General features: G+C 61.3%; 18 protein-coding genes. 9 read left to right on the forward strand and 9 right to left on the reverse strand.

What is annotated here, in order from left to right:
• Window positions 1–59 precede the first annotated feature (59 nt).
• The 4 genes from CAPSK01_RS11800 to CAPSK01_RS11810 form a co-directional block, all read right to left on the reverse strand.
• A complete protein-coding gene (locus CAPSK01_RS11800) occupies window positions 60–2,627 on the reverse strand; it encodes a glycogen/starch/alpha-glucan phosphorylase (protein ID WP_273703562.1) in 2,568 nt (855 codons plus the stop codon).
• Window positions 2,628–2,851: 224 nt separating this feature from the next.
• On the reverse strand, window positions 2,852–3,010 hold the full coding sequence (locus CAPSK01_RS22790) for a hypothetical protein (protein WP_273703563.1): 159 nt from the start codon (window positions 3,008–3,010) through the stop codon (window positions 2,852–2,854).
• Between the two features lie 148 nt (window positions 3,011–3,158).
• Window positions 3,159–4,331 (reverse strand): phosphoglycerate dehydrogenase, encoded by a 1,173-nt coding sequence (locus tag CAPSK01_RS11805; RefSeq protein WP_034926810.1) that lies wholly within the window; start codon window positions 4,329–4,331, stop codon window positions 3,159–3,161.
• Between the two features lie 41 nt (window positions 4,332–4,372).
• Window positions 4,373–5,488 (reverse strand): phosphoserine transaminase, encoded by a 1,116-nt coding sequence (locus CAPSK01_RS11810; protein WP_034926544.1) that lies wholly within the window; start codon window positions 5,486–5,488, stop codon window positions 4,373–4,375.
• 359 nt (window positions 5,489–5,847) lie between these two features.
• Here CAPSK01_RS11810 and CAPSK01_RS11815 point away from each other — a divergent pair, with 359 nt between their 5' ends.
• The gene (locus CAPSK01_RS11815; RefSeq protein WP_034926811.1) at window positions 5,848–7,236 is read left to right on the forward strand and encodes a DEAD/DEAH box helicase; all 1,389 of its coding nucleotides are present in this window, start codon (window positions 5,848–5,850) and stop codon (window positions 7,234–7,236) included.
• Between the two features lie 117 nt (window positions 7,237–7,353).
• On the opposite strand, the gene CAPSK01_RS11820 is transcribed toward CAPSK01_RS11815, so the two are convergent.
• The 3 genes from CAPSK01_RS11820 to CAPSK01_RS11830 all read right to left on the reverse strand — a co-directional run bounded on the left by CAPSK01_RS11820 (window position 7,354) and on the right by CAPSK01_RS11830 (window position 11,953).
• Window positions 7,354–9,651, reverse strand: a complete 2,298-nt coding sequence (locus CAPSK01_RS11820) for a VWA domain-containing protein (RefSeq protein WP_273703564.1) — start codon at window positions 9,649–9,651, stop codon at window positions 7,354–7,356.
• A gap of 20 nt (window positions 9,652–9,671) precedes the next feature.
• A complete protein-coding gene (locus CAPSK01_RS11825; RefSeq protein WP_034926546.1) occupies window positions 9,672–10,475 on the reverse strand; it encodes a CbbQ/NirQ/NorQ/GpvN family protein in 804 nt (267 codons plus the stop codon).
• A gap of 98 nt (window positions 10,476–10,573) precedes the next feature.
• Entirely contained in the window at window positions 10,574–11,953 is a 1,380-nt protein-coding gene (locus CAPSK01_RS11830) for a ribulose-bisphosphate carboxylase (RefSeq protein WP_034926548.1), read from the reverse strand.
• 624 nt (window positions 11,954–12,577) lie between these two features.
• Here CAPSK01_RS11830 and gap point away from each other — a divergent pair.
• The 6 genes from gap to CAPSK01_RS11870 all read left to right on the forward strand — a co-directional run bounded on the left by gap (window position 12,578) and on the right by CAPSK01_RS11870 (window position 19,677).
• Window positions 12,578–13,576 carry a type I glyceraldehyde-3-phosphate dehydrogenase gene (gap, locus tag CAPSK01_RS11845; protein WP_034926553.1) on the forward strand — a complete coding sequence of 333 codons (999 nt, stop codon included), beginning with the start codon at window positions 12,578–12,580 and terminating at the stop codon, window positions 13,574–13,576.
• Window positions 13,577–13,626: 50 nt separating this feature from the next.
• Window positions 13,627–15,066 (forward strand): pyruvate kinase, encoded by a 1,440-nt coding sequence (gene pyk / locus CAPSK01_RS11850; RefSeq protein WP_034926816.1) that lies wholly within the window; start codon window positions 13,627–13,629, stop codon window positions 15,064–15,066.
• Between the two features lie 142 nt (window positions 15,067–15,208).
• The gene (locus CAPSK01_RS11855) at window positions 15,209–16,147 is read left to right on the forward strand and encodes a phosphoribosylaminoimidazolesuccinocarboxamide synthase (RefSeq protein WP_034926819.1); all 939 of its coding nucleotides are present in this window, start codon (window positions 15,209–15,211) and stop codon (window positions 16,145–16,147) included.
• Between the two features lie 63 nt (window positions 16,148–16,210).
• Window positions 16,211–16,987, forward strand: a complete 777-nt coding sequence (locus tag CAPSK01_RS11860; protein ID WP_273703565.1) for a DUF2189 domain-containing protein — start codon at window positions 16,211–16,213, stop codon at window positions 16,985–16,987.
• A gap of 53 nt (window positions 16,988–17,040) precedes the next feature.
• On the forward strand, window positions 17,041–19,134 hold the full coding sequence (locus CAPSK01_RS11865) for a M3 family metallopeptidase (RefSeq protein ID WP_273703566.1): 2,094 nt from the start codon (window positions 17,041–17,043) through the stop codon (window positions 19,132–19,134).
• Window positions 19,135–19,155: 21 nt separating this feature from the next.
• Window positions 19,156–19,677 (forward strand): glutaredoxin domain-containing protein, encoded by a 522-nt coding sequence (locus CAPSK01_RS11870; RefSeq protein WP_273703567.1) that lies wholly within the window; start codon window positions 19,156–19,158, stop codon window positions 19,675–19,677.
• A 65-nt stretch (window positions 19,678–19,742) separates the two neighbouring features.
• On the opposite strand, the gene CAPSK01_RS11875 is transcribed toward CAPSK01_RS11870, so the two are convergent.
• Window positions 19,743–21,470, reverse strand: a complete 1,728-nt coding sequence (locus CAPSK01_RS11875) for a cation acetate symporter (protein WP_034926555.1) — start codon at window positions 21,468–21,470, stop codon at window positions 19,743–19,745.
• Complete coding sequence (locus CAPSK01_RS11880; RefSeq protein ID WP_034926557.1) at window positions 21,467–21,781, reverse strand: DUF485 domain-containing protein; 315 nt, start codon at window positions 21,779–21,781, stop codon at window positions 21,467–21,469. The genes CAPSK01_RS11875 and CAPSK01_RS11880 overlap by 4 nt, the downstream gene beginning before the upstream one ends.
• 164 nt (window positions 21,782–21,945) lie before the next feature.
• Here CAPSK01_RS11880 and CAPSK01_RS11885 point away from each other — a divergent pair, with 164 nt between their 5' ends.
• On the forward strand, window positions 21,946–23,553 hold the full coding sequence (locus CAPSK01_RS11885; protein WP_034926560.1) for an acyl-CoA ligase (AMP-forming), exosortase A system-associated: 1,608 nt from the start codon (window positions 21,946–21,948) through the stop codon (window positions 23,551–23,553).
• On the forward strand, window positions 23,546–24,784 hold the full coding sequence (locus tag CAPSK01_RS11890; RefSeq protein WP_034926563.1) for a pyridoxal-dependent decarboxylase, exosortase A system-associated: 1,239 nt from the start codon (window positions 23,546–23,548) through the stop codon (window positions 24,782–24,784). Before CAPSK01_RS11885 ends, CAPSK01_RS11890 begins: the two co-directional genes overlap by 8 nt.
• Window positions 24,785–24,794: the final 10 nt, after the last annotated feature.

Consider the following 24,794-nt stretch of genomic DNA (forward strand, 5'->3'; position numbering starts at 1 on the left):
AAAAAGGCGAAATGGGACCGGGGCAGGCCGGTCCTCCGGCCTGCCCCGGCTGCGATCACTCAATCTTCTCCGGCAAGGGCACGTGTAAACTGCATGTCCTTGCTCGACAGCTGACTGAGTTCGATGCGCACCGGCTTCACCTTCCAGATCTCGTCGCAGTACTCGCGGATCGACCGGTCGGAAGAGAAGAAACCTGAACGTGCAACGTTGAGAATCGACATCCGCGTCCAGCGATCGACATCCAGATAGGCTTCCGAGACTCTGGCCTGACAATCAATGTACGACTGAAAGTCGGCCAATACCATGTACTCATCATGGTTTAGAAGATGATCAACGAGAGGCCGGAAGATTTCCCGGTCTCCCTTGGTAAAGAAGCCACTGGCAATCAGGTCGATTACTTCACGCAGGTGCGGGTTTGCGTCGTAGTAAGCCCGTGGTCGGTAGCCCGTCCTTCTGAGTTCCATGACCTCGGGCGTGCTCATCCCGAACAGGAAGAAGTTGTCGTCGCCGACTTCCTCGCGGATTTCGACATTGGCACCGTCGAGCGTGCCGATGGTCAGCGCACCGTTCATCTGGAACTTCATGTTGCCGGTCCCGGAAGCTTCCTTGCCGGCCAGTGAAATCTGTTCGGACAGATCGGCTGCGGGAAAGATTAACTGGGCATTCTTGACGTTGTAGTTCGGAAAGAAAACCACCTGCAGCTTGCCATGCATCGCCGGATCGCGACCGATCACGTCGGCGACGGCGTTGATCAGCCGGATGATCAGCTTGGCCATGAAGTAACCCGGCGCTGCCTTGCCCCCGAAGATCACGGTGCGGGGCGCGGTGGCGAGGTTGGGATTGTCCTTCAGGCGCTTGTACAAGGAAACCACATGCAGGATGTTGAGGTGCTGCCGCTTGTACTCATGAAAACGCTTGACCTGGATGTCGAACATCGACGCCGGATTGACGTCGACATGGACAAAACGTTTGATCTCGCCGACCAGCCGGTTCTTGTTGCCGCTCTTGATCCGCCGCCAGGATTCGCGAAAGGCGGGATCGTTGGCATACGGTTCGAGTTCGCGCAGCCGTGTCATGTCGGTCACCCAGCCGGCACCGATGGTTTCCTCGATCAGCCCGGACATCGTCGGGTTCGCCAGGAGCACAAAGCGGCGCGGCGTGACGCCGTTGGTCTTGTTGTTGAACTTCTCCGGCCACATCTCGTAGAAGTCCTTGAGGACATCCGACTTGAGCAGTTCGGAATGCAGCCTGGCCACGCCATTTACCGCAAAGCTGCCGACAACGGCGAGATTCGCCATGCGCACGTAGTGCGCACCATCCTCGTCGATCAGCGACATCCTTCTCAGCCGCGCGTCGTCGCCCGGATAGCGAATCCGCACTTCGTCGAGGAAACGCAGGTTGATCTCGCAAATGATCTCGAAATGCCGTGGCAGCACGCGCTTGAACAAGGCCAGTCGCCACTTTTCGAGCGCCTCCGGCAGCAGCGTGTGGTTGGTGTAGGCGAAGGTCTTGCAGGTAATCGCCCAAGCCTGATCCCACTCCATCATATATTCATCGACCAGCAGGCGCATCAGTTCCGCCACGGCGATCGACGGATGCGTATCGTTGAGCTGGACGACAAACTTCTCGTCGAAATGATCGAGATTCTTCTCGCGCTGCAGTTGCAGGCGGATCATGTCCTTCAGTGAGCAAGCCACGAAGAAGTACTGTTGTTCTAGCCTGAGTTCCTGGCCTGCTTCGGTTTCGTCGTTCGGGTACAGCACCTTGGTGATGGTCTCCGAGCGAATCTGGGCATCGACGGCCTCATGGTAGTTGCCGGCATTGAAGGCCGCGAAATCGAAACTCTCCGGCGCCTCGGCGCTCCAAAGCCTGAGCCGGTTCGGGGTGTTCACTCCGTAACCCAGTACCGGCATGTCCCAGGCGGTACCGCGAACCACCTTTGCCGGGACCCATTGCACGCGCAGGCGGCGTTCGCCGTTTGCCTCGAACTGAAATTCGGTATGACCGCCGAGCTTGATGTCGAAAGCGATATTCGGACGGTGGATCAGCCAAGGACTCCCGGCACGTAACCACTTGTCGGTCAGCTCGACCTGCTGCCCATCGCGAATCGCCTGTGTGAAGATACCGAACTCATACAGGATGCCATAACCGATGGCGGGAATTTCGAGGGTTGCCAGCGAGTCGAGGTAACACGCCGCCAAGCGTCCGAGACCGCCGTTGCCGAGCCCCGGCTCCTCTTCCTGGTCGAGCAGCATCTCCAGATCGAGTCCGAATTCCTGGGTGGCCTGCCGGGCCTTGTCGAAGATCCCGAGATTGATCAGATTGTTGCCGAGTTGCGGACCGATCAGGAATTCGGCAGACATGTAACAGACGGTACGGCTGCCCCGATCGCGATAGGTGCGCGCAGTTTGTACCCAGCGTTGCAACAGGCGGTCGCGTACCGCCTGCGCGAGCGCCATGAAGCAGTCACGCCGCGTCGCCACCTGCGGGAAGCGCGCCTGCACATAGACCAGTTTGTCGAGGATGGCTCGCTGCAGCGCATCCACACTGAGTCCGGTACGCCGGTCTTCGCGCCCCACCAGCGGATCGCCGACCGCCTCTAGCGGCGGCGCATTTTCTTTTTCCATTTCAACGTTCATGTCAGCCCCTTTACTCTTCTTGTCCATTGAGGTGTACGAGATCGTGAATCCGCGTCCACCGATCCACGCCCGTGGCGAGTCTATAACATTGCGGGCAGCCGCGCACGCTGCGCCGTCCAAACGCAACCATTCTCGTTCTGAGTAATGCGCTGACGACTGGCCGGAGCATCCGGGAGATCCGGGGGAGCGCCGGGTTGCCGCTCACGCGGAGACTAGAGCCCAGAATTCTCTTCGGTCACCCAGGCCTCGATTTCGAGAAAATCCTTCTGGTTCTGGCGGAGGACCAGAAAGAAGACAAGCGCCAGAAGCAGCGCGAAGAGCAGGACCGAGACCTCGTGCCAGCCCAGGTTTGCGAGCAGTTGAAGCGGCATGGATTCCTCCGTTCATCGATGCGGCGGACCGGCGAAAGCCGAGGCCAAACCGCCTTGACCGGCCTATGACCCGCGTTCGATCGACCTGGTTCCAGCCACAGGGAGTGCAACTGGCGAGCCGGCCCAGCTCGCCGTTTCGGGCAGAAACTTAGAGCACGCGTACGCGAATCACGCGTTCAACCGCCTTGATGGCGTTGATTACCTCTTCGCAAGGCTTTTTCTCGACGTCCACGATGTTGAAGGCCAGTTCGCCGCGGCTCTTGTTCATCATGTCCACGACATTGACCTGGTGGTTGGCAAGAATCGACAGGACATGGCCGAGAACACCGGAAACATTGTCGTTGGAGAAAGTGATCCGCGAGGTGCCCGGACTGCGCTCCATGCTGATCTTCGGAAAGTTCACCGAATTCACGATGTGGCCATTTTCCAGATAGTCGACCAGTTGGTTGGCAGCCATCACCGCACAGTTTTCCTCGGATTCCTCGGTACTCGCGCCGATGTGCGGCATGGCAATGATTCGCGGGTGTCCGAGCAGAGCGGGCTCGGGAAAATCGCAGACGTACTTGCCGAGCCGACCGGCGTCAAGACTGCGCAGGACTGCCGCCGAGTCCACGATCGCATCCCGGGCAAAATTGAGCAGCACGGCACCAGGTTTGATGACCGCCAGGGTGTCGTCGTTGAGCATATGCCGGGTGGCATCGACCGCCGGCACATGCAGCGAGACGTAGTCGGAACGGGCGAGCAGCGATTGCAGGTTTTCCATGCGGCTGACTTCGTTCGACAGGCGCCAGGCTGCATCGATCGACAACACCGGGTCAAAACCGATCACCGCCATGCCCATCGCCAGCGCCATGTCGGCGACCATCGAGCCGATGGCTCCGAGGCCGACGATACCGATCGTCTTGCCACGGATCTCGTGGCCGGCAAAGCGGGATTTGGCTTTCTCGACGAGCGGCGACATCTCCGCCGGATCCTTGAGATCGGCGAGCGACTGTACATAGTTCATGCCGTCGACGATGCCGCGCGCACTCAGCAGCATGCCGGCCATCACCAGTTCCTTGACGGCGTTGGCATTGGCTCCCGGGGTGTTGAACACCACGATCCCCTGCTTGCCGTACTCTGCGACCGGCACATTGTTGACCCCGGCACCGGCGCGGGCGACGGCCAGCAGCGAGGCGGGAACGTCGATACCCTGCAGCTTCTGGCTGCGCAGGAGAAAAGCGTCGGGGTGAGCGATGTCGCTACCGACTTCATAGGATTGACGCGGGAATCGATCAAGACCCTTGATCGAAATCTTGTTGTAGGTTCTGACCTTGTACATGGCAATGTGACCCGGATAGGTGATCGGTGAAATGACGGGAATCAGGCGGCGACCTGCTGATAGGCCCAGGCCAGCCATGGCATCAGCGCCTGCAGGTCGGCAGTTTCGACGGTTGACCCACACCAGATGCGAATCCCTGCCGGCGCGTCCTTGTACGAACCGATGTCGAAAGCAACGCCTTCGCTGTCGAGCAGCTTGACGAGCTTCTTCACCTGCTCAGCGTCGAGTTGCACGCTCAGGCAGACGCTGGTGTTCGAGCGCGTTGCCGGATCCTTGGCCAGGAAGGCGATCCAGTCGTTGGCGGCGACAAACCCGGCGATCACCGCCAGGTTGGCCTCGCTGCGCGCGATCGCCGCCGGGACGCCGCCAATCGCTTCGATCCATTGCAAGGCGTCGAGATAGTCGGCAACGCAGAGCATCGAAGGGGTGTTGATCGTTTCCCCGCGGAAGATGCCTTCGCTGAGCTTGCCGCCGGAGGTCAGGCGGAACACCTTGGGCAGCGGCCACGGCGGGCTGTAGCTTTCCAGACGAGCAACCGCGCGTGGGCCGAGGATCAGCATGCCGTGTGCGCCCTCACCGCCCAAGACCTTCTGCCAGGAGAAGGTCACCACGTCGAGCTTGTCCCAGGGCAGGTCCATGGCGAAAACCGCCGAAGTGGCATCGCAGATCGTCAGACCGGCGCGCTCATCCGGAATCCAGTCACCATTGGGCACCTTGACGCCGGCAGTCGTGCCGTTCCAGGTAAACACTACGTCATGATCGAAATTCACCTGCGCGAGATCGACGATGTCTCCATAATCGGCTTTCAGGACGCGCGCGTCGGAAAGTTTCAGTTGCTTGACCACGTCCGTCGCCCAACCCGCGCCAAAGGATTCCCAGACCAGAACGTCGACACCGCGCTGACCCAGCAGGGACCACATCGCCATTTCCACCGCACCTGTGTCCGACCCCGGCACGACGCCGACGCGATAGCCTTCCGGCAAACCGAGGATGCGAGCGGTTTCCGAGCATGCCAGCGCGAGGGCTTTCTTGCCCAGCGCCGAGCGGTGCGAGCGGCCCAGGGTGTTGAGTGACAGGGCGCTGACATCATAGCCCGGGCGCTTGCTGCAGGGACCTGATGAGAAATTGGGGTTTTTGGGTTTCGCTGTGGGTTGCATGATTGCCTCTATCTAGGGAAAAGAAACCGGGGGGCTGGCGCCTCCCCGAAGGTCCACCAGCCCGCATCGGACAAGCCTGGAATTGTAACAGAGGGGCACGTCGCAGGCAGCAGGCAGCCGCTTGTCCGCTTGTCGACGGATCGGCCAGCGCCGATAATCTGCTTGGGCCGGGCCAAACCGTGTATAGTGCCGGCCGGAAACGAGCTGCGTTTCATCCGGTCGGCAGTTTGGTTTTCTCGCGGTTTCTCCCCTCGGCAAGTGCCGAGTACCCCGTATCATCCCACCCCCAAAATCGTGGTATCCGCCTGGACCGGCTCTGATGGCGCCATGCCGCAGCAGGTCGTTTGCAGGAGATTTTCTTGTCCCAATCGTTTGCCCTACTCGGCCTTGCGGCCGAACTCACGCGTGTTGTCGCCGAACAGGGCTACACCGAACCGACGCCAGTACAGGCACAAGCCATTCCGGTCATTCTCGCTGGACGTGATGTTCTCGCCGGCGCCCAGACCGGCACCGGCAAGACCGCCGGCTTCACGCTGCCGCTGCTGCAGCGGCTGTCGGCAGCTTCTCCCGCTGCTGCGCATCACCCCCGGCGCGTACGGGCGCTGATCCTGACCCCCACCCGCGAACTTGCAGCGCAGGTCGAAGAGAGCGTGCGCACCTACGGACAGTACCTGCCGCTCCAGTCCACCCTGGTTTACGGCGGCGTGAACATCAACCCGCAGATCGAAGCCTTGCGCCGCGGCGTCGATATCCTCGTCGCCACGCCGGGTCGCCTGCTCGATCACCTGCAGCAGAAGACCGCCAACCTGGCACATGTCGAGATCCTGGTGCTTGACGAAGCGGACCGCATGCTGGACATGGGCTTCATTCGCGACATTCGGCGCATCCTCGCGCTGCTGCCGGCGCGGCGCCAGAACCTGCTGTTCTCGGCCACCTTTTCCAACGAGATTCGCCAGCTCGCCGACGGCCTGCTGCACGCGCCGGCGATGATCGAAGTTGCACGCCGCAACGCCGAGTCCGAACTGGTTGCCCAGCGCATCCACCCGGTCGATGCCTGGCGCAAGCGCGAACTGCTGACCCATCTGGTGTCGTCGGGCGACTGGCGACAGGTGCTGGTGTTCACGCGCATGAAGAGCGGCGCCAACCGGCTGGCGGAGCAATTGTGCAAGGAAGGCATCGAGGCCACCGCGATCCACGGCAACAAGAGCCAGCCGGCGCGGACGCGGGCACTGGCCGGCTTCAAAGCCGGCACGGTGCGTGTCCTGGTGGCGACGGACATTGCCGCGCGCGGTCTGGACATCGAAGAGTTGCCACATGTGGTCAACTTCGAGCTTCCCAATGTTCCCGAGGACTATGTCCACCGCATCGGTCGGACCGGGCGTGCGGGGAGCACCGGCGAAGCCATTTCACTGGTTTCGATTGAGGAAAACGCGCTGCTCGCCGACATCGAGAAACTGCTGACGCGTCGCATCGATCGCCAGATCGTGCCGGGATTTGAACCCGGTCAGCCGCCGCCCCAGCTGCTGACCGCAGCGCAAGCTGTCGAACGAGGCGGTCGCGATGGCCAGGGCAAGGCCGGTACGCAGCGGACAAAGACCTCGGCGATGCCACCGGCACGCCCGAGCGCGTCAACGCCGGCGCGCGCCAGTCAGGCGCTGCTGCCGAATGCACCGCGGGCGCCGCAGAGCGCCAGAGCCGGTGCTGCAATGCCGGCGCTGTTTCGCAGTCCTACGCGACGCGGCAGTTGAGCAGCGGGCCCGCGCCACCAGCCATGCGCCATTGATCGACCAGAACGCTATCGGGTACGCGCGCGCCCTCCGGGATGATTGTTGCGGCGCTCCAGGGATCAGCAGACCCATTCCCCTCTACCGAGTCAGCGCCATGAACAATTCGGGCAGCCGCTCCGGCAAACGATCAACGCGGTCGATCACCGAAAACCTCCGCCCGAAGATGTCGCTGACGTAGTCGTCGGCCTTGCGGTCGAGACTGATGCAGTAGGTGAAGATGCCTTGCTGGTCGAGTTCACCGACCGACTTGCGGGCGTCTTCGATCAGCAGGCGCGGATCATGGACGTCGACGTCGGCAGGCTGGCCATCGGTCAGGACCAGCAGCAGTTTCTTTTCGGTTTTTTGTGCGCCGAGGTAGTGCGCGGCGTGACGCATCGCCGCACCCATGCGTGTCGAATAGCCGGCCTGCATCGCGGCGAGGCGGCTCTTGACGGGATCGCCCCAGCTTTCACTGAAGCCCTTGAGGTGCAGGTAGCGGACGTCGTGACGGGTGTCGGAGTGGAAACCGGCAATGGCGAAGGGGTCGCCGAGCTGCTCGATCGACCAGCCGAGCAGCGATACTGCTTCCTGACTCAGTTCGAGAATGCTCTGTTGGCCACCGTTCGTGCCGACCTTGACCCGGTCGGCCAGCGACTTCGAGAGGTCGAGCAGGAGCAGCACCGCCAGATTGCGGCCGCTGCTGCGGTGACTCATGTTGATGCGCGGGTCCGGATGGGCGCCGCCCTTGAAATCGATCAGCGAACGAATGGCCATGTCGAGATCGAGTTCGCTGCCGTCTTCCTGATAGCGGATGCGGACTCGTTCCTGGGGTCTCAGCAGATCCAGCAGGCGCTTCAGGCGCCGAGCCAGCGCTGCGTGTTTTTCGAGCAGGCGATCGATGTCACGGGCGTCAGCGCTCGGGTGCAGCGATTCGTAGAGGCTCACCCAGTCCGGCCGGTAGCTCTGGCTCTGGTAGTCCCACTCCGGGTAGTGGCGCGGCGGCAGACGGTCGACCTCGGTAGCGGAGATCGTTGAACGCGGCTCGTCGAACATTTCCTCGTCGTCGCTCAACTCGTGGAAGCGCCAGAGATGACGATTGTCGTCACGATAGCTGACCTCGCTATCGGTAAAAAAGACGCTGGCCAGCTGGTCGCTCTGACATCGGGTACGTGCGACGTAGGAGAGTGCGAGCCGGGCGATTTCTTCGCTGCTCGAATCGCCCGGCTGCAGCGTTTCCTGGAAGCGCCGCACGAACTCCAGCAGGATCACGTCCTGGTAGCCGTGCTCTGGGTCGAGCATGGCACGTGACAGCATCGCCAGACGATGGCGGAGGCAGGAATGAGTCTTCGGGTTGCAGGCACCCTCCACCGGCCTCGGATGCAGCGCCAGGAAACTGCCACGCAGGCCAGGATAGACGCGCAGGATCAGCGTTTCGATGCGACAGTCTTCGAAGAACTCGATCGCCATGCGCTGCATGGGGCTGAAGTTGTCGGCAAACATCGGCTGGCTCCAGCGCCGATGCGCTGCGATATGGGCCAGTGTGACGCGATAGCGGTCGATGCCGGAAACACCGCTGGCGTCGTCGAGGACGTCGGGCAGACGGATTCCCGACGGGTCGTCGTAGGGAACCGTCGGCCGTGTCTGGTCGATGTCGCTGGCGTAGGGAACCAGTTGTGCGCTGTCTTGCCACAGCGCACGCAGGTAGAGATCGAGCCGGCGTTCGTTGTCCAGCAGGAGCGTGCCGTGCCGCTCGCGCTGGAGCACGGCGCGGCTGTCGGCCGACTGCAGGCTGAAGTAGGCACGCTGCCGTTCGGGATGGTTGTGGTAGTTGCGGATGCCGTAGTCAAGCCAGTTCCTGAGCCCGGCGATGGTCAGCACATTGAGCAGCCGCGGCGCCTGCGCAAAAAACTCCGGGAGCCCTGGGCTGGCGAAGGTCTGGTGGATACCATGGATTGAACCGGTGGTGCGCTCCATGAAATCCAGCGTCAGGTCCAGGTAATGTTGCATCTGCTCGCGCGCACCCAGCCGTCGGGCAACCGCCGCCAGGCTCTGCAGGAAAGGGGGGATGGCCTTGCCATTCGGGGATTTCCAGAGTCTGTGCACGGTCCGGGTGAGCGGCGGCAAGGCGTCTTCACCGAGGATGGCGGCAATTGCTGGCCACTTCTCGAGGAATGCCAGCACCGGTTCGACGCCACGCCCCATGCGACTCAGAAAACGTGCGTAGTCGAGGTAGGCGCTGACACCCTCGGCGGTGAGCACGCGCAACGCCTCGACCAGACAGTCCTCGAAGACCTCATTGACCTGTGGAAAGCGGCAGTCGAGTTGCTCGCGGTACAGGCGCAGGCGTTCGCTCCAGGCAGCACCCGCCTGCTCGTCTGCGCTCGAGCTCGCTGGCATGCTTTTACGTTCCATTGCGATCAGGCAAAGGTCGCGTCGATCGCGTGATCCAGGGTGTCGCAGATATCATGGTCGTCGGTGATCGGTCGCACCAGAGCCATTCGACAGGCGTCACGGGGCGCGACTCCGCCCTTGATCAGGGTTGCAGCGTAGACCAGCAGACGCGTCGAGACCCCTTCATCGAGACCATGACCTTTGAGCCGGCGGGCGGCGGCGCCGATGTTCACCAGTTGCTCGGCAATGCGGTGATCGATGCCGCTTTCACTGCAGAGGATGGCGGTCTCCAGATCGGCATCGGGGTAGTCGAACTCGAAAGCCGCAAAACGCTGCTTGGTCGACTGCTTGAGGTCCTTCATCAGGCTCTGATAGCCAGGGTTGTACGAGATGACCAGTTGAAAATCGGGATGCGCGTGGATCAACTCGCCCTTCTTGTCGAGCGGCAGAGTACGCCGGTGGTCGGTCAAGGGGTGGATCACCACCGTCGTGTCCTGACGCGCCTCGACAATTTCGTCGAGGTAACAGATCGCGCCGATGCGCGCGGCGGTGGTCAGCGGCCCGTCGAGCCAGCGTGTGCCGTTGGCTTCGAGCAGGTAACGTCCGACCAGGTCCGAGGCGGTCATGTCTTCGTTACAGGCGACGGTGATCAGGGGCTTGCCGAGCTTCCAGGCCATGTATTCGATGAAGCGGGACTTGCCGCAGCCGGTCGGTCCCTTGACCATCACCGGCAGGCGCGCCGCGTAAGCGGCTTCGTACAGAGACACCTCGTTTCCTTGCGGCTGGTAGAAAGGTTCCTCGATTACCCTGAATTGCTCCTTGTCGGTCATTTCCTGTCCCTCGTGTACGTGTACACCACTCATCCGATCGGTGTCAGGCAACCGTCAGCCTACCATCGGCCCACGCCTTCTGGCCACCGACCCCCGGCTCAGCGATGAACGCCGAGCTTCTCGCGCCAACCCGGATAGAGTCTGTCGGCGTCACCCGGAAAGGACTCGAAGGCGCGTGCGAACTCCTGGTGCTCCCTCGCCCACTCGATCGGATCGGCGCCAGCCTTCCAGCACTCGTAAGCCTGCCGCAGAGAAAGCGCGCCGGCCGCCGGGCTGTCAATATGGCCATAGGAACCGCCACCGGCGGTGTTGATGACGTTGCCGTGGCCGAGATTCTCGAAGAATCCCGGCAACCGCAGTGCATTCATGCCGCCGGAGATGATCGAGGTGGTCGGCTTCATGCCGTACCACTTCTGGTAATAGACCGGGCCCTGGCACTCGTCACGCTCCAGCATGTAACAGATGTTCTTGTCCGAGCTCTCACCTTCCATCTTGCCGAAACCCATGGTACCAACATGGATGCCGGATGCCCCTTGCAGACGCGCAATCTTGCCCAGCACCAATGCCGTGTAGCCGCGCTTGGCGGATGGCGAGGTGATCATGCCGTGACCGGCACGGTGATAGTGCAGATATTGGTTGGGGTACTGCCGGCGGGCGGTGGTGATCATGCCTGGGCCGCCCACGAAACCGTCGACCAGGAAGGCGACTTTGTCGGCATCGGGGCCGAAGGTTTCCAGGATGAAGTCGGCGCGATGGAGCATTTCGTAATGGTCATCGGCGCTGATATTGGCGGAGAAAATCTTGGCCTGCCCGGTTTCATCCATCGCACGCTTCATGGCGTCATAGACCAGGGGGTACACTTTCCTCGCCGGGCAGAACACCTGATTGCCCTGCGGCTCATCATTCTTGATGAAGTCGCCGCCCAGCCAGAACTGGTAGGCAGCCTTGGCGAACGGCTCCGGACGCAGCCCCAGCTTGGGCTTGATGATCGTGCCGGCGATGTAGCCGCCATCCTTGAGCGGACGGCCAAGGATCCGCCACAGATCCGAGATGTCCTTGGCCGGGCCGTCGAAGAGCTGAATGGCGCGCTCGGGAATGAATATGTCATGGATCTTGCCGTACTCGATGTCGCCCATGCCCTGGTTGTTGCCGATGATCAGCGTCAGAATCGATACCATCATCATGCGGCCGTCGGTCATGTTGCGGTCGAACAGATCCAGCGGATAGGCGATGCGCATGTCTTCGGTGGCTTCGTCGATGGAATAGACCAGAGCATCGACGCCCTTGGTGAAATCATCGGTAGTACTGGTCTCGACATTTGTGCCCGTGGAAGATTCTGCGGCAAAGTGAGCAGCCGATTCAAGATAACCATAGCCGGCTTTCGGCTTCATTTTGTACGCCACCAGAATGTGCTTGCCCCCCTTGATCAGGTCTTCTTCCTTCAGGCTGAGGTCGGCGTAACGATTCGATTGGTCCATGCTTGTCTCCGTGTTGAATAATGTGCGACAAGTGTAGGCGGCCAAATCGATTATTAAAAGTTAAACTTTTTTCTATTTATCGTTAGTTTTTGCTTTTCAATGGCACACTCACTGGAGAACAGAAGCAGTCTCTGCCCGATACCCGCCCAGCAGTACGGCACCCTGCCCCCCAATGCTTCGTAACGGACAGTGGCGAAGCCTTTCATTTTGGCGGATAATTTGTCCATGCGACCGAACCCCCCGCCCCGAACCAGCGAAATATCGTGCCTACTGCGTTTCCCCCCCTGACCAGCGTCGTCCGCACCCTTGCCGTGGGCACAGCCCAGCAAGCCAGCTCCGGCCATCCTGACATGCTGATGGACTGGCCGATGTCGCAGCACTCTTCCCGCGTCGCCACCTGCGCCAGAACCCGGCCGATCCCCTGGCCGGATCGCGATCGTTTCGCGCTCTCGAAGGGTCACGGATCAATACTGAATATGTTGGACGCGACGGTGCCGTGGTCGGCACCGATCGCTTTGGAGTGTCGGCACCTGCCGGCCAGTGGTTTGACTTTCTCGATTTCACGGTGACCTACCCGCTTAGCACTGTGAGATCACTGTTGTAATTTCTCAAGGAGATCGTTTCATGACAATCAAAGTAGGGATCAATGGCTTTGGCCGTATTGGTAGAATGGTTTTTCGCGCTGCCGTACAGAACTTCCCGGACATCGAAGTGGTCGGCATCAACGACCTGCTCGACCCCGACTATCTGGCGTACATGCTCAAGTATGACTCGGTGCATCGTCGCTTCCAGGGCAGCATTGCGGTCGAAGGCAACACCCTGGTCGTCAATGGCAAGAAGATTCGCCTGACTGCCGTCAAGGACCCGGCCGAGCTGAAGTGGGATGAAGTGGGCGCCGACATCGTTGTCGACTCGACCGGCCTCTTCCTGACCACCGAATCGTGCCAGAAGCATATCGCCGCCGGCGCCCGGAAGGTCATTCAGAGCGCCCCCAGCAAGGACGACACACCGATGTTCGTGTTCGGCGTCAACGACCAGACCTATGCCGGCCAGACGATCATCTCGAACGCTTCGTGCACCACCAACTGCCTGGCGCCCGTCGCCAAGGTATTGCATGACAACTGGGGAATCAAGCGCGGTCTGATGACCACCGTGCACGCCGCCACGGCTACCCAGAAAACCGTCGATGGCCCGTCCAACAAGGACTGGCGCGGCGGCCGTGGCATCCTCGAGAACATCATTCCGTCCTCGACCGGTGCGGCCAAGGCCGTCGGCAAGGTCATTCCCGAGCTGAACAAGAAACTCACCGGCATGGCCTTCCGCGTTCCGACGTCCGATGTTTCAGTCGTCGACCTGACCGTCGAGCTGAACAGGGACGCCACCTACGAAGAAATCTGTGCAGCCATGAAGGCGGCTTCCGAAGGTCCGATGAAGGGTATTCTCGGCTACACGAACGAGAAGGTGGTGGCCACCGATTTCCGTGGCGAGAGTTGCACATCGGTGTTTGATGCCGAAGCCGGGATGGCCCTCGACGGCACTTTCGTCAAGGTCGTCTCGTGGTATGACAACGAATGGGGCTATTCCTGCAAGGTGCTGGAAATGGTCCGCGTAATGGCCCGCTAACCGACCATCAGGGGCGCTTTCGGGCGCCCCTCTCGCAAGGAAACCCCATGTTGTCACGCGATACCAAGATCGTTGCCACCCTCGGTCCGGCGTCATCCGATGACGAAGTACTGGAGCGTATGATCCTTGCTGGCGTCGATGTTGTGCGCCTGAACTTCTCGCATGGCAAACCGGAAGACCATGTTGCCCGTGCACAAATGGTTCGTGAGGTGGCCGCCCGAGTCGGCCGCCCGGTCGGGATTCTCGCCGACCTTCAGGGACCCAAGATCCGCGTCGGAAAATTTGCCGACGGCAAGACCAGGCTCGAGAACGGCGCACGCTTCATCCTCGACGCCCAATGCGAACTGGGCAATGCCGAGCGTGTTGGCCTCGACTACAAGGCACTGACGCGTGACGTTTCAGCCGGTAGCGTTTTGCTGCTCGACGATGGTCGCATCGTCCTCGACGTCAAGCGCGTCGTCGGTTCGGAGATCTTCACTGTCGTTCGCCACGGTGGCGAGCTATCCGACAACAAGGGGATCAACCGCCAGGGAGGGGGTCTTTCGGCACCTGCACTGACCGCCAAGGACATGGAAGACATCCGCACCGCGGCAAGCATCGAAGTCGATTTCCTGGCCGTCTCCTTTCCCAAGAGTGCGGCCGACATGTACATGGCAAAACAACTGATCCACGCAGCGGGTGGGCAGGCACAGACCATCGCCAAGATCGAACGGGTCGAGGCTGTTGCCGCTCTCGAAGAGATCATCGCCGCCTCGGATGGCATCATGGTCGCGCGCGGGGACCTCGCTGTCGAAGTCGGAGATGCCGCCGTTCCGGCACTGCAGAAGCGCATGATTCGCCTGGCACGCGAGAAGAACAAGCTGGCGATCACGGCAACGCAGATGATGGAGTCGATGATTTCCTCGCCAGCACCAACGCGTGCCGAAGTCTCCGACGTGGCCAACGCAGTGCTCGACGGAACCGACGCAGTGATGCTTTCGGCCGAAACCGCATCCGGCAAGTATCCGGTCGAAACCGTCGAGGCCATGGCCCGCATCTGCCTGGAAGCCGAAAAGTCTGCCGCAGTGACGCTCGACCACGAGTTCCTCAATCAGGTCTTCACGCGCATCGATCAGACGATTTCTCTGGCTGCACTCTGGACGGCACACCACCTCAAGGTCAAGGCCATCGCCGCACTCACCGAAACTGGCGCGACGGCCCTGTGGATGAGCCGCCTGAACTGCGGGGTTCCGGTCTATGCACTGACCCCGCAAGCCGATGCAGTGACCAGGATGAGCCTCTACCGGTCGGTATTTCCCTTGTTCATGAAACAACGGCCGGCGACCCGCGATGAACTGCTCTATGACGCCGAGCAGTTGCTGAGGAATGAGGGAATCGTGGAAAATGGAGACTTGATCGTACTCAGCGCCGGCGATCCGATGGGGACCAGCGGCGGTACCAATACGCTGAAGATCGTCCGTGTCGGCGATCCACAGCCTTACATGATCTGACCCCCACAAGACCGGCTCGGGGTGTCCCGCCGGCAGGCGGTCGCTTGACGATCGAGAGTTCTTGGGGGATTGGCGGATGCTGCCCGCCATCGACTCGCCGGCTCATTCCCTTGTCATGGCACTCAATCAATGGATCAACAACGTGACCGAAGCCCTCTTTGAATCGACGATCACCAGTCTGCCGCTCCTCGGCCGCGGCAAGGTGCGCGACATTTACGCCATCGATACCGAGAAGCTGCTGATCGTGACCAGCGATCGCCTTTCGGCCTTTGATGTCATCCTGCCGGACCCGGTGCCCGACAAAGGCAAGGTGCTGACGCGGCTGGCCGGCTTCTGGTTCGCCAGACTCGCCGGCATCATCCCCAACCAGCTGACCGGCATTGACCCTGAAACGGTGGTGACCGCCGATGAGCGAGCGCAGGTCCGGGGCCGTGCGCTGGTCGTGAAACGCTTGCAACCGCTGCCGATCGAAGCGGTGGTGCGCGGCTATCTGATCGGCTCCGGATGGCAGGATTATCAGGCCAGCGGTTGTGTTTGCGGCATCCGGCTACCGACCGGTCTTCGGCTTGCGAGCCGGCTGCCGCAACCGATCTTCACTCCGGCAACCAAAGCAGCCGTCGGCAATCACGACGAAAACGTTTCGTTCGAGCGCGCCCAGTCCGACTGTGCGCTGGCGCTTGCCGATCTGCTGGCGACAACCGGTCAGAGCGCTGAAACAATCGTCACACAGGCGCGCGACGCAGCCATTGCGCTGTACCTCAGCGCCACCGAATACGCAGCGGCACGCGGGATCATCATTGCCGATACCAAATTCGAGTTTGGCGTTGATGCTGCCGGCACGCTACATCTGATCGATGAGGTACTGACCCCCGACTCGTCACGCTTCTGGCCGGCCAACGCCTACCACGACGGCAGCAATCCGCCGTCCTACGACAAGCAGTACGTCCGCGACTATCTTGAGACCCTGGCCTGGAACAAGCAGGCGCCGGGCCCCCGCCTGCCGCCAGCGGTGCTTGCCGCCACCCGCGCCAGATACGTCGAGGCCTGCGAGCGCCTCACCGGCGAAGCGTTTGTCGATTGACCCAAGCCCGGAGACCAGCACCACGACACATCCGTCTACGCTTCACCTCAGCAAGGAGAACGCATGTCTCTGGAGCCCAGCCCCCCTGACTGTAGTCACATCCTGCCGCAAGTCCGCAGCGTCTCCGTCGGCCAGCCGTTCGCCTGGCTGGGGGCGGGCTGGGCCGACCTCTGCGCCAACCCGATCGCCAGCCTTGCCTATGGTCTGTTGTTTGCGATCGCCGGCGACGTGATCACGATTTTCGCGTGGCACAAAGGGCGACTGTTCATCATCGCGACTTCCGGCTTCTTTCTGGTCGGCCCTTTTCTCGCCGGAGGGTTGTACGAGATCAGCCGCCGCCGCGCGGCGGGCCAGACTTCGACTTTCTTCGGTTCGTTCGCCGGCGGCCGGCGCAACGCGCCCGAACTCGCCATGATGGGTCTGCTTCTGGCGATGATCGGACTGACCTGGGAACGCATCACGACCTGGCTGTTCGCCTTGCTGGCGCCAACGATTACCCCGGATCTGCTCGAGCTGCTGGCAGAGATCCATCTGTCGCCCGACCATCGCGATCTGCTGTTGATCTGGATCATGATCGGCGGAGCGCTGGCCTTGTTCGTTTTTTCCATCACCGTCGTCTCGGTACCGATGCTGCTCGATCGCCAGATCCCCTGCGGCATTGCCATTCGAACCAGTCTGCGCACCGTCGATGCCAATCTGCTGCTGATGATCCTCTGGGGTACGATTGTGGTCATACTGACCGGGCTCGGTTTTCTCACCCTCTTTTTCGGACTGATTGTTTTCATGCCGCTGCTCGGCCATGCTTCGTGGCATGCGTATCGCGACCTTGTAAAATATTAGCCATGCTGAGCGCCGCAAATCGCGTTTCCCCTTACCGAACCACGGAATCCTGGATGACTGACCCCACCCTGCAAGACAACCCGCTGCTCGACTTTTCCGGCCTGCCTCGCTTCGATGTGCTGACACCGGCCGATGTACAACCCGCGATCAGTACGCTGCTCGGTCGCTGCCGGACGCTGATCGAGCGACTGACTGCCGACGACCTGGTCGCCACGTGGACGGATTTCGCCGCACCGCTCTTTGACGGTTTGGAAGAACTGTCACGGGCCTGGGGAATGGTCGCGCATGTCCACTCGGTCAACGACATCCCTGCCTGGCGTGACGCCTACAACGGCATGCTGCCCGAGGTTTCACGTTTTTATGCCGAAGTCGGGCAGAACCTCCAGCTCTTCAACAAGTACAAAGCGATCGCCGCAAGCGACGAATACGCGCGCCTGTCGGTGGCGCAGCGGCGAATCATCGACCATGAAATTCGCGATTTTCGTCTCAGCGGTGCGGAACTGTCGGCAAAAAACAAGCCGCGCTTCCAGGCGATTGCCGAGGAGCTCGCACAGCTCTCGGCAAAGTTTTCGGAGAATCTTCTCGACGCCACCAATGCCTTTGCCGAAGTGTTGAGCGACGAGACCGAACTTGCCGGACTGCCTGACGACGCTCGACAAGCCGCCCGAGAAGCCGCTGAACGCGACGGCAGGAGCGGCTGGAAGTTCACCCTGCACATGCCCTCCTACCTGCCGGTCATGCAATACGCCGACAACCGCCGCCTGCGCGCCGTGATGTACCGCGCCTACGCTACACGTGCTGCCGAATTCGGTGCCGCTGAACTCGACAACACGCCGCTGATTCGACGCATCCTCGAGCTCCGCCGCGAGCAGGCGCAACTGCTCGGCTACCAGAACTACGCCGAGGTTTCACTGGTGCCGAAAATGGCCGAATCGGTGTCCCAGGTGCTCGACTTCCTGCGCGATCTGGCGGTCAAGGCCAGGCCTTTTGCCGAACAGGACGTTGCCGACCTGCGCGCTTTTGCCCGCAGCGAACTTGATCTCGATTGCATGGAAGCCTGGGACGTTGCCTACGTTTCCGAGAAGCTGCTGCAAGCGCGTTATGCTTTCTCGGAACAGGAAGTGAAGCAGTATTTTACCGAGAACCAGGTCCTCGCCGGTCTGATCACGGTCATCGAAACGCTGTTCAGCGTTCGCATCAAACCCGACAATGCACCGCGATGGCACGCAGACGTGCGCTTCTACCGCATCGAGACACCCGCAGGTGAACTGATCGGTCAGTTCTACCTCGACCTCTACGCACGCGAGACCAAACGCGGTGGCGCTTGGATGGACGAGGCAATCAGCCGCCGCAAGCGGCCAGAGATGTCGCCAACGCTGACCGGTGATGGCATCCAGAGGCCCGTCGCCTACCTCAACTGCAACTTTCCCCGACCAGTCTGCGACCAGGATGGAAAACTGCGGCCGGCGACCTTCACGCACGACGATGTGACCACCCTCTTTCACGAGACCGGTCATGGCCTGCACCATCTGTTGACGCGCGTTGACGAGATCGGCGTCGCGGGTATCCATGGCGTCGAATGGGATGCGGTCGAGTTGCCATCGCAGTTCATGGAGAACTATTGCTGGGAATGGAGCGTTCTGCAGGAAATGAGCGCCCATATCGACACCGGCGAGCCATTGCCACGCGCGCTGTTCGACAAGATGCTGGCAGCAAAGAACTTCCAGAGCGGCATGCAGACCCTGCGGCAGGTCGAATTTTCGCTGTTCGACCTGTTGCTGCACAGCGACTTCGATCCGGCTGCTGGTCGCAGCGTGCTTGAACTGCTGGACGAGGTGCGCCGCGAAGTAGCCGTTTTCGTCCCACCCGAATGGCATCGTTTCCCGAACAGTTTCGCGCACATCTTCGCCGGTGGTTACGGTGCCGGCTACTACAGCTACAAGTGGGCCGAAGTGCTTTCGGCCGATTGCTACGGCGCTTTCGAAGAGACCGGCAACCCCTTTGACCAGGCCACCGGACAGCGTTTCCTCAACGAAATCCTGTCGACCGGCGGCAGCCGTTCGGCGATCGACAACTTCCGCGCTTTCCGCGGCCGCGAACCGCAGGTCGACGCCCTGCTGCGGCACCGTGGCATGACCGCGGCGTAAAAGACCTCGAGGATCAGGAACATGCTCACCACCACCGCCCGGCGCCTTGGCCGCGCCACCGCCATCGTGCTGCTGATCACCGGCACGGCCAGCGCCGAGACGACCTATCGCTGGATCGATCCGAAAAGCGGCGGCACCATCATCTCTGACCTGCCACCGCCGCCGGGAGCCCGTCAGGTCATGAAATATTCAAGCACGACCGGAGTGGATGAACAGCAGTTGCCCTATGCGGTTCGCCAGGCAAGCGAGAAATTCCCGGTCATCTTGTATACCAACACGGGTTGCGTCACCTGCAAGCAAGCACGCAGTCTGCTCAATGGTCGCGGCGTTCCTTTCACTGAAAAGATGCTCACCAGCGAAGAAGAAATCGCCGAACTCGGTCGTCAACTCGGCGGAGAATCCCTGTTACCGAGCATCAGCGTCGGCCGGCAAAGCGCGCGCGGGTTTGCCCCTGCCACCTGGAACGAGTTGCTCGACGCCGCCGGTTATCCGGCCAATACTCCCCAGCGCGCCAAGCCATCCAGAGGTGCCGCTGTGGAATGAAGCAAAAACGGCCCGGGAGTGCGGTGACTCCCGAGCCGTTTGCCGATCCGGATACTACTTAGCCCTTAGTGACCCGAGGCCGAGGAAGAGCCAAACCCGGTTTCCGAACGAACCTTCTGCGCCGGATAAAGCGAACGCTCGAGCTGAGCCTGCTTGCTATTGTCCAGCTTGGAAACCACATAGATCACCACGAACGCCGCGGTCATCGAGAAGATGGCCGGTGAAGAGTACGGGAACCACGCGCTGCCTTTGGGATTCTTCAGGACGGCTTCCCACACCGATGCCGACATGATGGTCAGGACAACCGAGCTGACCAGGCCGACGATGCCACCGGTCACGGCACCTTTGGTCGTGCAGTCCTTCCAGAGCACCGACATGAAGAGGATCGGGAAGTTCGCCGAACACGCGATGACGAAGGCCAGCATCACCATATAGGCCACATTTTCCTTCTCGAACGCGATCCCGAGACCAACCGCAACGACCCCGAGGCAGACCGTGGTCATCTTGGAAACCCGCAGTTCGTGCGCCGAGTCGGCCTTGCCCTTCTTGAACACCGTCGCGTAGAGGTCGTGCGACACCGCCGAAGCGCCCGACAGTGTCAGGCCGGAAACCACCGCCAGGATGGTCGCGAAAGCCACCGCCGAGATGAAGCCGAGGAAGACGTTGCCACCGACGGCATTCGACAGGTGGATGGCCGCCATGTTGCCGCCGCCCCGCAGGCCATCCCAGACCAGCTTGCCGTCCGGTCCGACCGCTTGCACACCATCGACCATCTTCGGCACGTAGTAGGATGCCGGGTCCTGCGTCAGCATGACGATGGCGCCAAAGCCGATGATGAAGGTCAGGATGTAGAAGTAGCCGATCCAGGTGGTCGCCCAACCGACCGACTTGCGTGCCTCCTTGGCACTCGGAACGGTAAAGAAACGCATCAGGATGTGCGGCAGACCCGCCGTTCCGAACATCAACGCCATGCCGACCGAAATCGCGGAGACCGGATCCTTGATCAGCACCCCCGGAGACATGATCGCGTCGTGCTTGGTGTGTACTTCGACGGCCTTGGCAAACAGCGCCTCGGGGTTGAAGTTGAACTGCCAGAGCACGGCCAGCGCCATGAAGGTGGCACCGGAGAGCAGCATGATGGCCTTGATGATCTGCACCCAGGTGGTGGCCGTCATGCCGCCAAAGAGTACGTAACACATCATCAGAAGACCGACGATCATCACCGCGTAGACGTACTCGAGGCCGAACAGCACCTTGATCAGCTGACCGGCACCGACCATCTGGGCGATCATGTAGAAAGCCACGACGACCAGCGTGCCGACCGCGGCAAAGGTCCGCGTCGGCGTTTGTGCGAAGCGATAGGAAGCCACATCGGCAAAGGTGAACTTGCCCAGGTTGCGCAGCCGCTCGGCCATCAGGAAGGTGATCACCGGCCAGCCGACCAGCCAGCCGATCGAAAAGATCAGCCCGTCAAAGCCGTTGGCGAAGACCAGACCGGAGATGCCGAGGAACGATGCTGCGGACATGTAGTCGCCGGCAATCGCCAGACCGTTCTGAAAGCCGGTAATGCCGCCGCCGGCGGTATAGAAGTCGGCCGCCGTCTTCGTTTTCATCGCGGCCCAGCGGGTGATCCCCAGGGTAATCACGACGAAGACGACGAACATCGCAATCGCTACCCAGTTGGTGGCCTGCTTCGTGGTATTGCCAAGGTCGGCACCCGCCGCGAAAACGCCGCCGGCAGCAAGCAGGCCCAAGGTCAGGCCGAAAATGTTGCGTGTGGATTGGCTGCTCATCTCTTGTTCGCCTCCCTGAGGATCTCGGCATTGAGATCGTCAAATTCGGTGTTGGCACGGCGAACATAGATGTTGGTCAGGACGATCGTGAAGATGATCACGCCTACCCCCAGCGGAATTCCGATCGACGTGACCATCCCGGCACCCAGCTTGCCAGCCAGCCATTCCTTGTTGAAAGCAATCAACAGGATGTAGCCGTAGTAGGCAATGATCATCAAGACCGACAGGATATAGCCGAATGAATTGCGCTTATGTACCAGATCGTGATACTTCGGATTGGCCTCAATCCGTGCAACGACGTCTTCGCTCACTATTGTCTCCTCCTCAAAAAGTTCCCACAATCGAGTCACTTATCATGACTTCCAGCGAATCATAATGATCAATACTTACTTCCTGCTTACGCCAGCAACCCCGAAACCACGAGAGCTTGTTAAAATCCGTCCCCATCCACTTGACCCGGCCCACCTGAATAAGAATGACTGACGCAAGCCTGCTCCCTGAACTGATCGCGAACTCGGCAAATCGCCAACCGGACGCCGTCGCGCTGACCTACGGCAAACAGTCGATGAGCTACTTAAAGCTCCAGCAAGCCATCGCCGGTTTCGTCAGCGGTCTCATCGCCCTCGGCCTGCAACGCGGCGAACGGGTGGCGATCTACCTCGAGAAGCGGCTGGAAACCGTCGTTGCCAGTTTTGGCGCCACTGCCGCCGGCTGCGTCTTCGTACCGCTGAACCCCCTGCTCAAGGCCGACCAGGTGGCCTACATCATGCGCGACTGCAATGTGCGGGCGCTCGTCACCTCGCCCGAACGCCTGTCGCTGCTGACTGCAGCGCTCTCTGCATGCCATGATCTGCGGCACGTCATCCTGGTCAACGCCGACTCCCTGCCGGCGAGTACCGGCCCACTCGCCTACCTGGGCTGGAACGATCTGCTGCAGGCAACTGCTGACGCCGGCCACCGGGTCATCGATACCGACATGGCGGCCATCCTCTACACCTCGGGGAGTACAGGCAAACCGAAAGGGGTGGTTCTCTCGCACCGCAATATGGTCGCCGGCGCCAGGAGCGTCGCGAGCTATCTCGAAAACAACGCTGCCGACACGCTGCTGGCTGCCCTGCCACTCTCTTTCGATGCCGGCTTCAGCCAGTTGACGACGGCATTCCACGCCGGTGCGCGCGTCGTGCTGCTCAATTACCTCCTGCCCCAGGATGTGCTCAAGGCACTGGCCAACGAAAGAGTGACCGGACTGACTGCAGTGCCACCGCTTTACATCCAGCTCTCGCAACTCGCCTGGCCAGCGACCATCAACGAACACCTGCGTTATTTCGCCAATACCGGTGGGCGCATGCCACGCGAAACGCTGGCCGCCTTGCGTGCGCGCCTGCCAGCGAGCAAGCCCTATCTGATGTATGGATTGACGGAAGCCTTCCGCTCGACCTATCTGCCGCCGGACGAGGTGGACCGACGCCCGGATTCAATCGGCAAGGCCATCCCAAATGCCGAAATTCTCGTCCTGCGCGAAGATGGCTCGTCCTGCGCAGCCAACGAACCAGGCGAACTCGTCCATCGTGGGGCGCTGGTGGGCATGGGTTACTGGAACGACCACGAAAAGACCACTGAGCGCTACAAACCGCTTCCCACGAACACGCCGGGTCGCGATGCCGGCCTGGTGCTGCCCGAAATCGCCGTGTTCTCGGGTGACACCGTGCGCAGGGATGAAGAGGGTTTTCTCTATTTCATCGGTCGCCGCGACGAAATGATGAAAACGTCAGGCTACCGGGTCAGCCCCACCGAGGTCGAGGAAGTGATCTACGCCACTCGCCTGGTCGGCGAATGCATTGCCTTTGGCGTCGATCACGAAACGCTCGGGCAGGCCATCCAGGTGATTGCCACGCCCGCCGCTGGCGACAGCCTCGATACCACCGCCCTGCTCGCCGACTGCCGTAACCGCATGCCCGCGTACATGGTGCCGGCGAGCATCATCGTGCGGCCAGGCCCCTTGCCGCGCAACCCCAACGGCAAGATCGACCGCAAGGCGCTGGCCAGCGAGTTTCTCGCGATGGAGGTGGCGGCAGGTGAATAAACGGACATCCCCGGTGCATGCAGTGCTCAATCCGTTTCCGGTACGGGATGGCGAGCTCGTCGTCGGCGGCCTGCCGCTGTCGCGACTCGCCGCGCGTGTCGGGCAAACGCCTTTTTACGTTTACGACCGGCACTTGCTCACGCAACGAGTCGGCGAACTGCGGGCTGCACTACCGGCGACCCTGAAACTGCACTATGCGATGAAGGCCAACCCGATGCCGGCGTTAGTCTGCCATATGGCCGGCCTGGTCGATGGCATCGACGTGGCATCGGCCGGTGAACTACAGGTCGCGCTCAACGCCGGGGCCAATCCGCGCGACATCAGCTTTGCCGGTCCGGGCAAACGACGCAGCGAGTTGCAACAGGCGGTCGCGGCCGGCATCCTGATCAATATCGAATCGTTTCGTGAGGTTGAGGAACTGGCCGCGATTGGCGATGCGACGGGTTACACGGCACGCATTGCCGTGCGCGTCAATCCCGACTTCGAACTCAAGAGCTCGGGAATGAAGATGGGCGGCGGCGCCAAGCAATTTGGTGTGGACGCCGAACAAGTCCCCGAACTCCTGGCCGAGGTTGGCCGCAGCGGTCTGGCCTTTGAAGGCTTCCACCTCTTTGCCGGCTCACAGAACCTCAGACCGGAAGCCATCGTCGAAGCGCAGGGCAAGAGCTATGAGCTGGCGTTGCGCCTGGCGCAGTCTGCACCGTCACCGGTCCGTTTCCTCAACCTCGGCGGCGGGTTTGGCATCCCCTACTTCCCGGGTGAGCAGCCGCTCGACCTGGCGCCGATCGGTGCCAATCTCGCCGAAATCGTCAAACGCGCCGGCCATGAATTGCCGGCAGCCGAGCTGGTCATCGAACTGGGGCGTTATCTGGTGGGGGAGGCCGGCATCTACGTTGCCCGCATCGTCGATCGCAAGGTTTCGCGCGGTCATACCTTTCTTGTCTGCGACGGCGGACTGCACCACCATCTCTCCGCATCGGGCAATTTCGGCCAGGTGATCCGCAAGAACTACCCCGTCGCCATTGGCAACCGGATGACGCCGACCGAACTTGAAACGGTATCGGTGGTGGGTCCGTTGTGCACGCCACTCGACCTGCTGGCTGACCGGATGGCGCTGGCCACAGCACAAGCCGGAGATCTGGTCGTGATCTTCCAGTCAGGCGCCTATGGGATTACGGCCAGCCCGCAGGCCTTTCTCGGACATCCCGCCAGTGTCGAGTTGCTGGTCTGAGCACCGGCCA

Origin of the sequence: Candidatus Accumulibacter vicinus (assembly GCF_000584955.1) — a bacterium.
Classification (GTDB): Bacteria; Pseudomonadota; Gammaproteobacteria; order Burkholderiales; family Rhodocyclaceae; genus Accumulibacter; species Accumulibacter vicinus.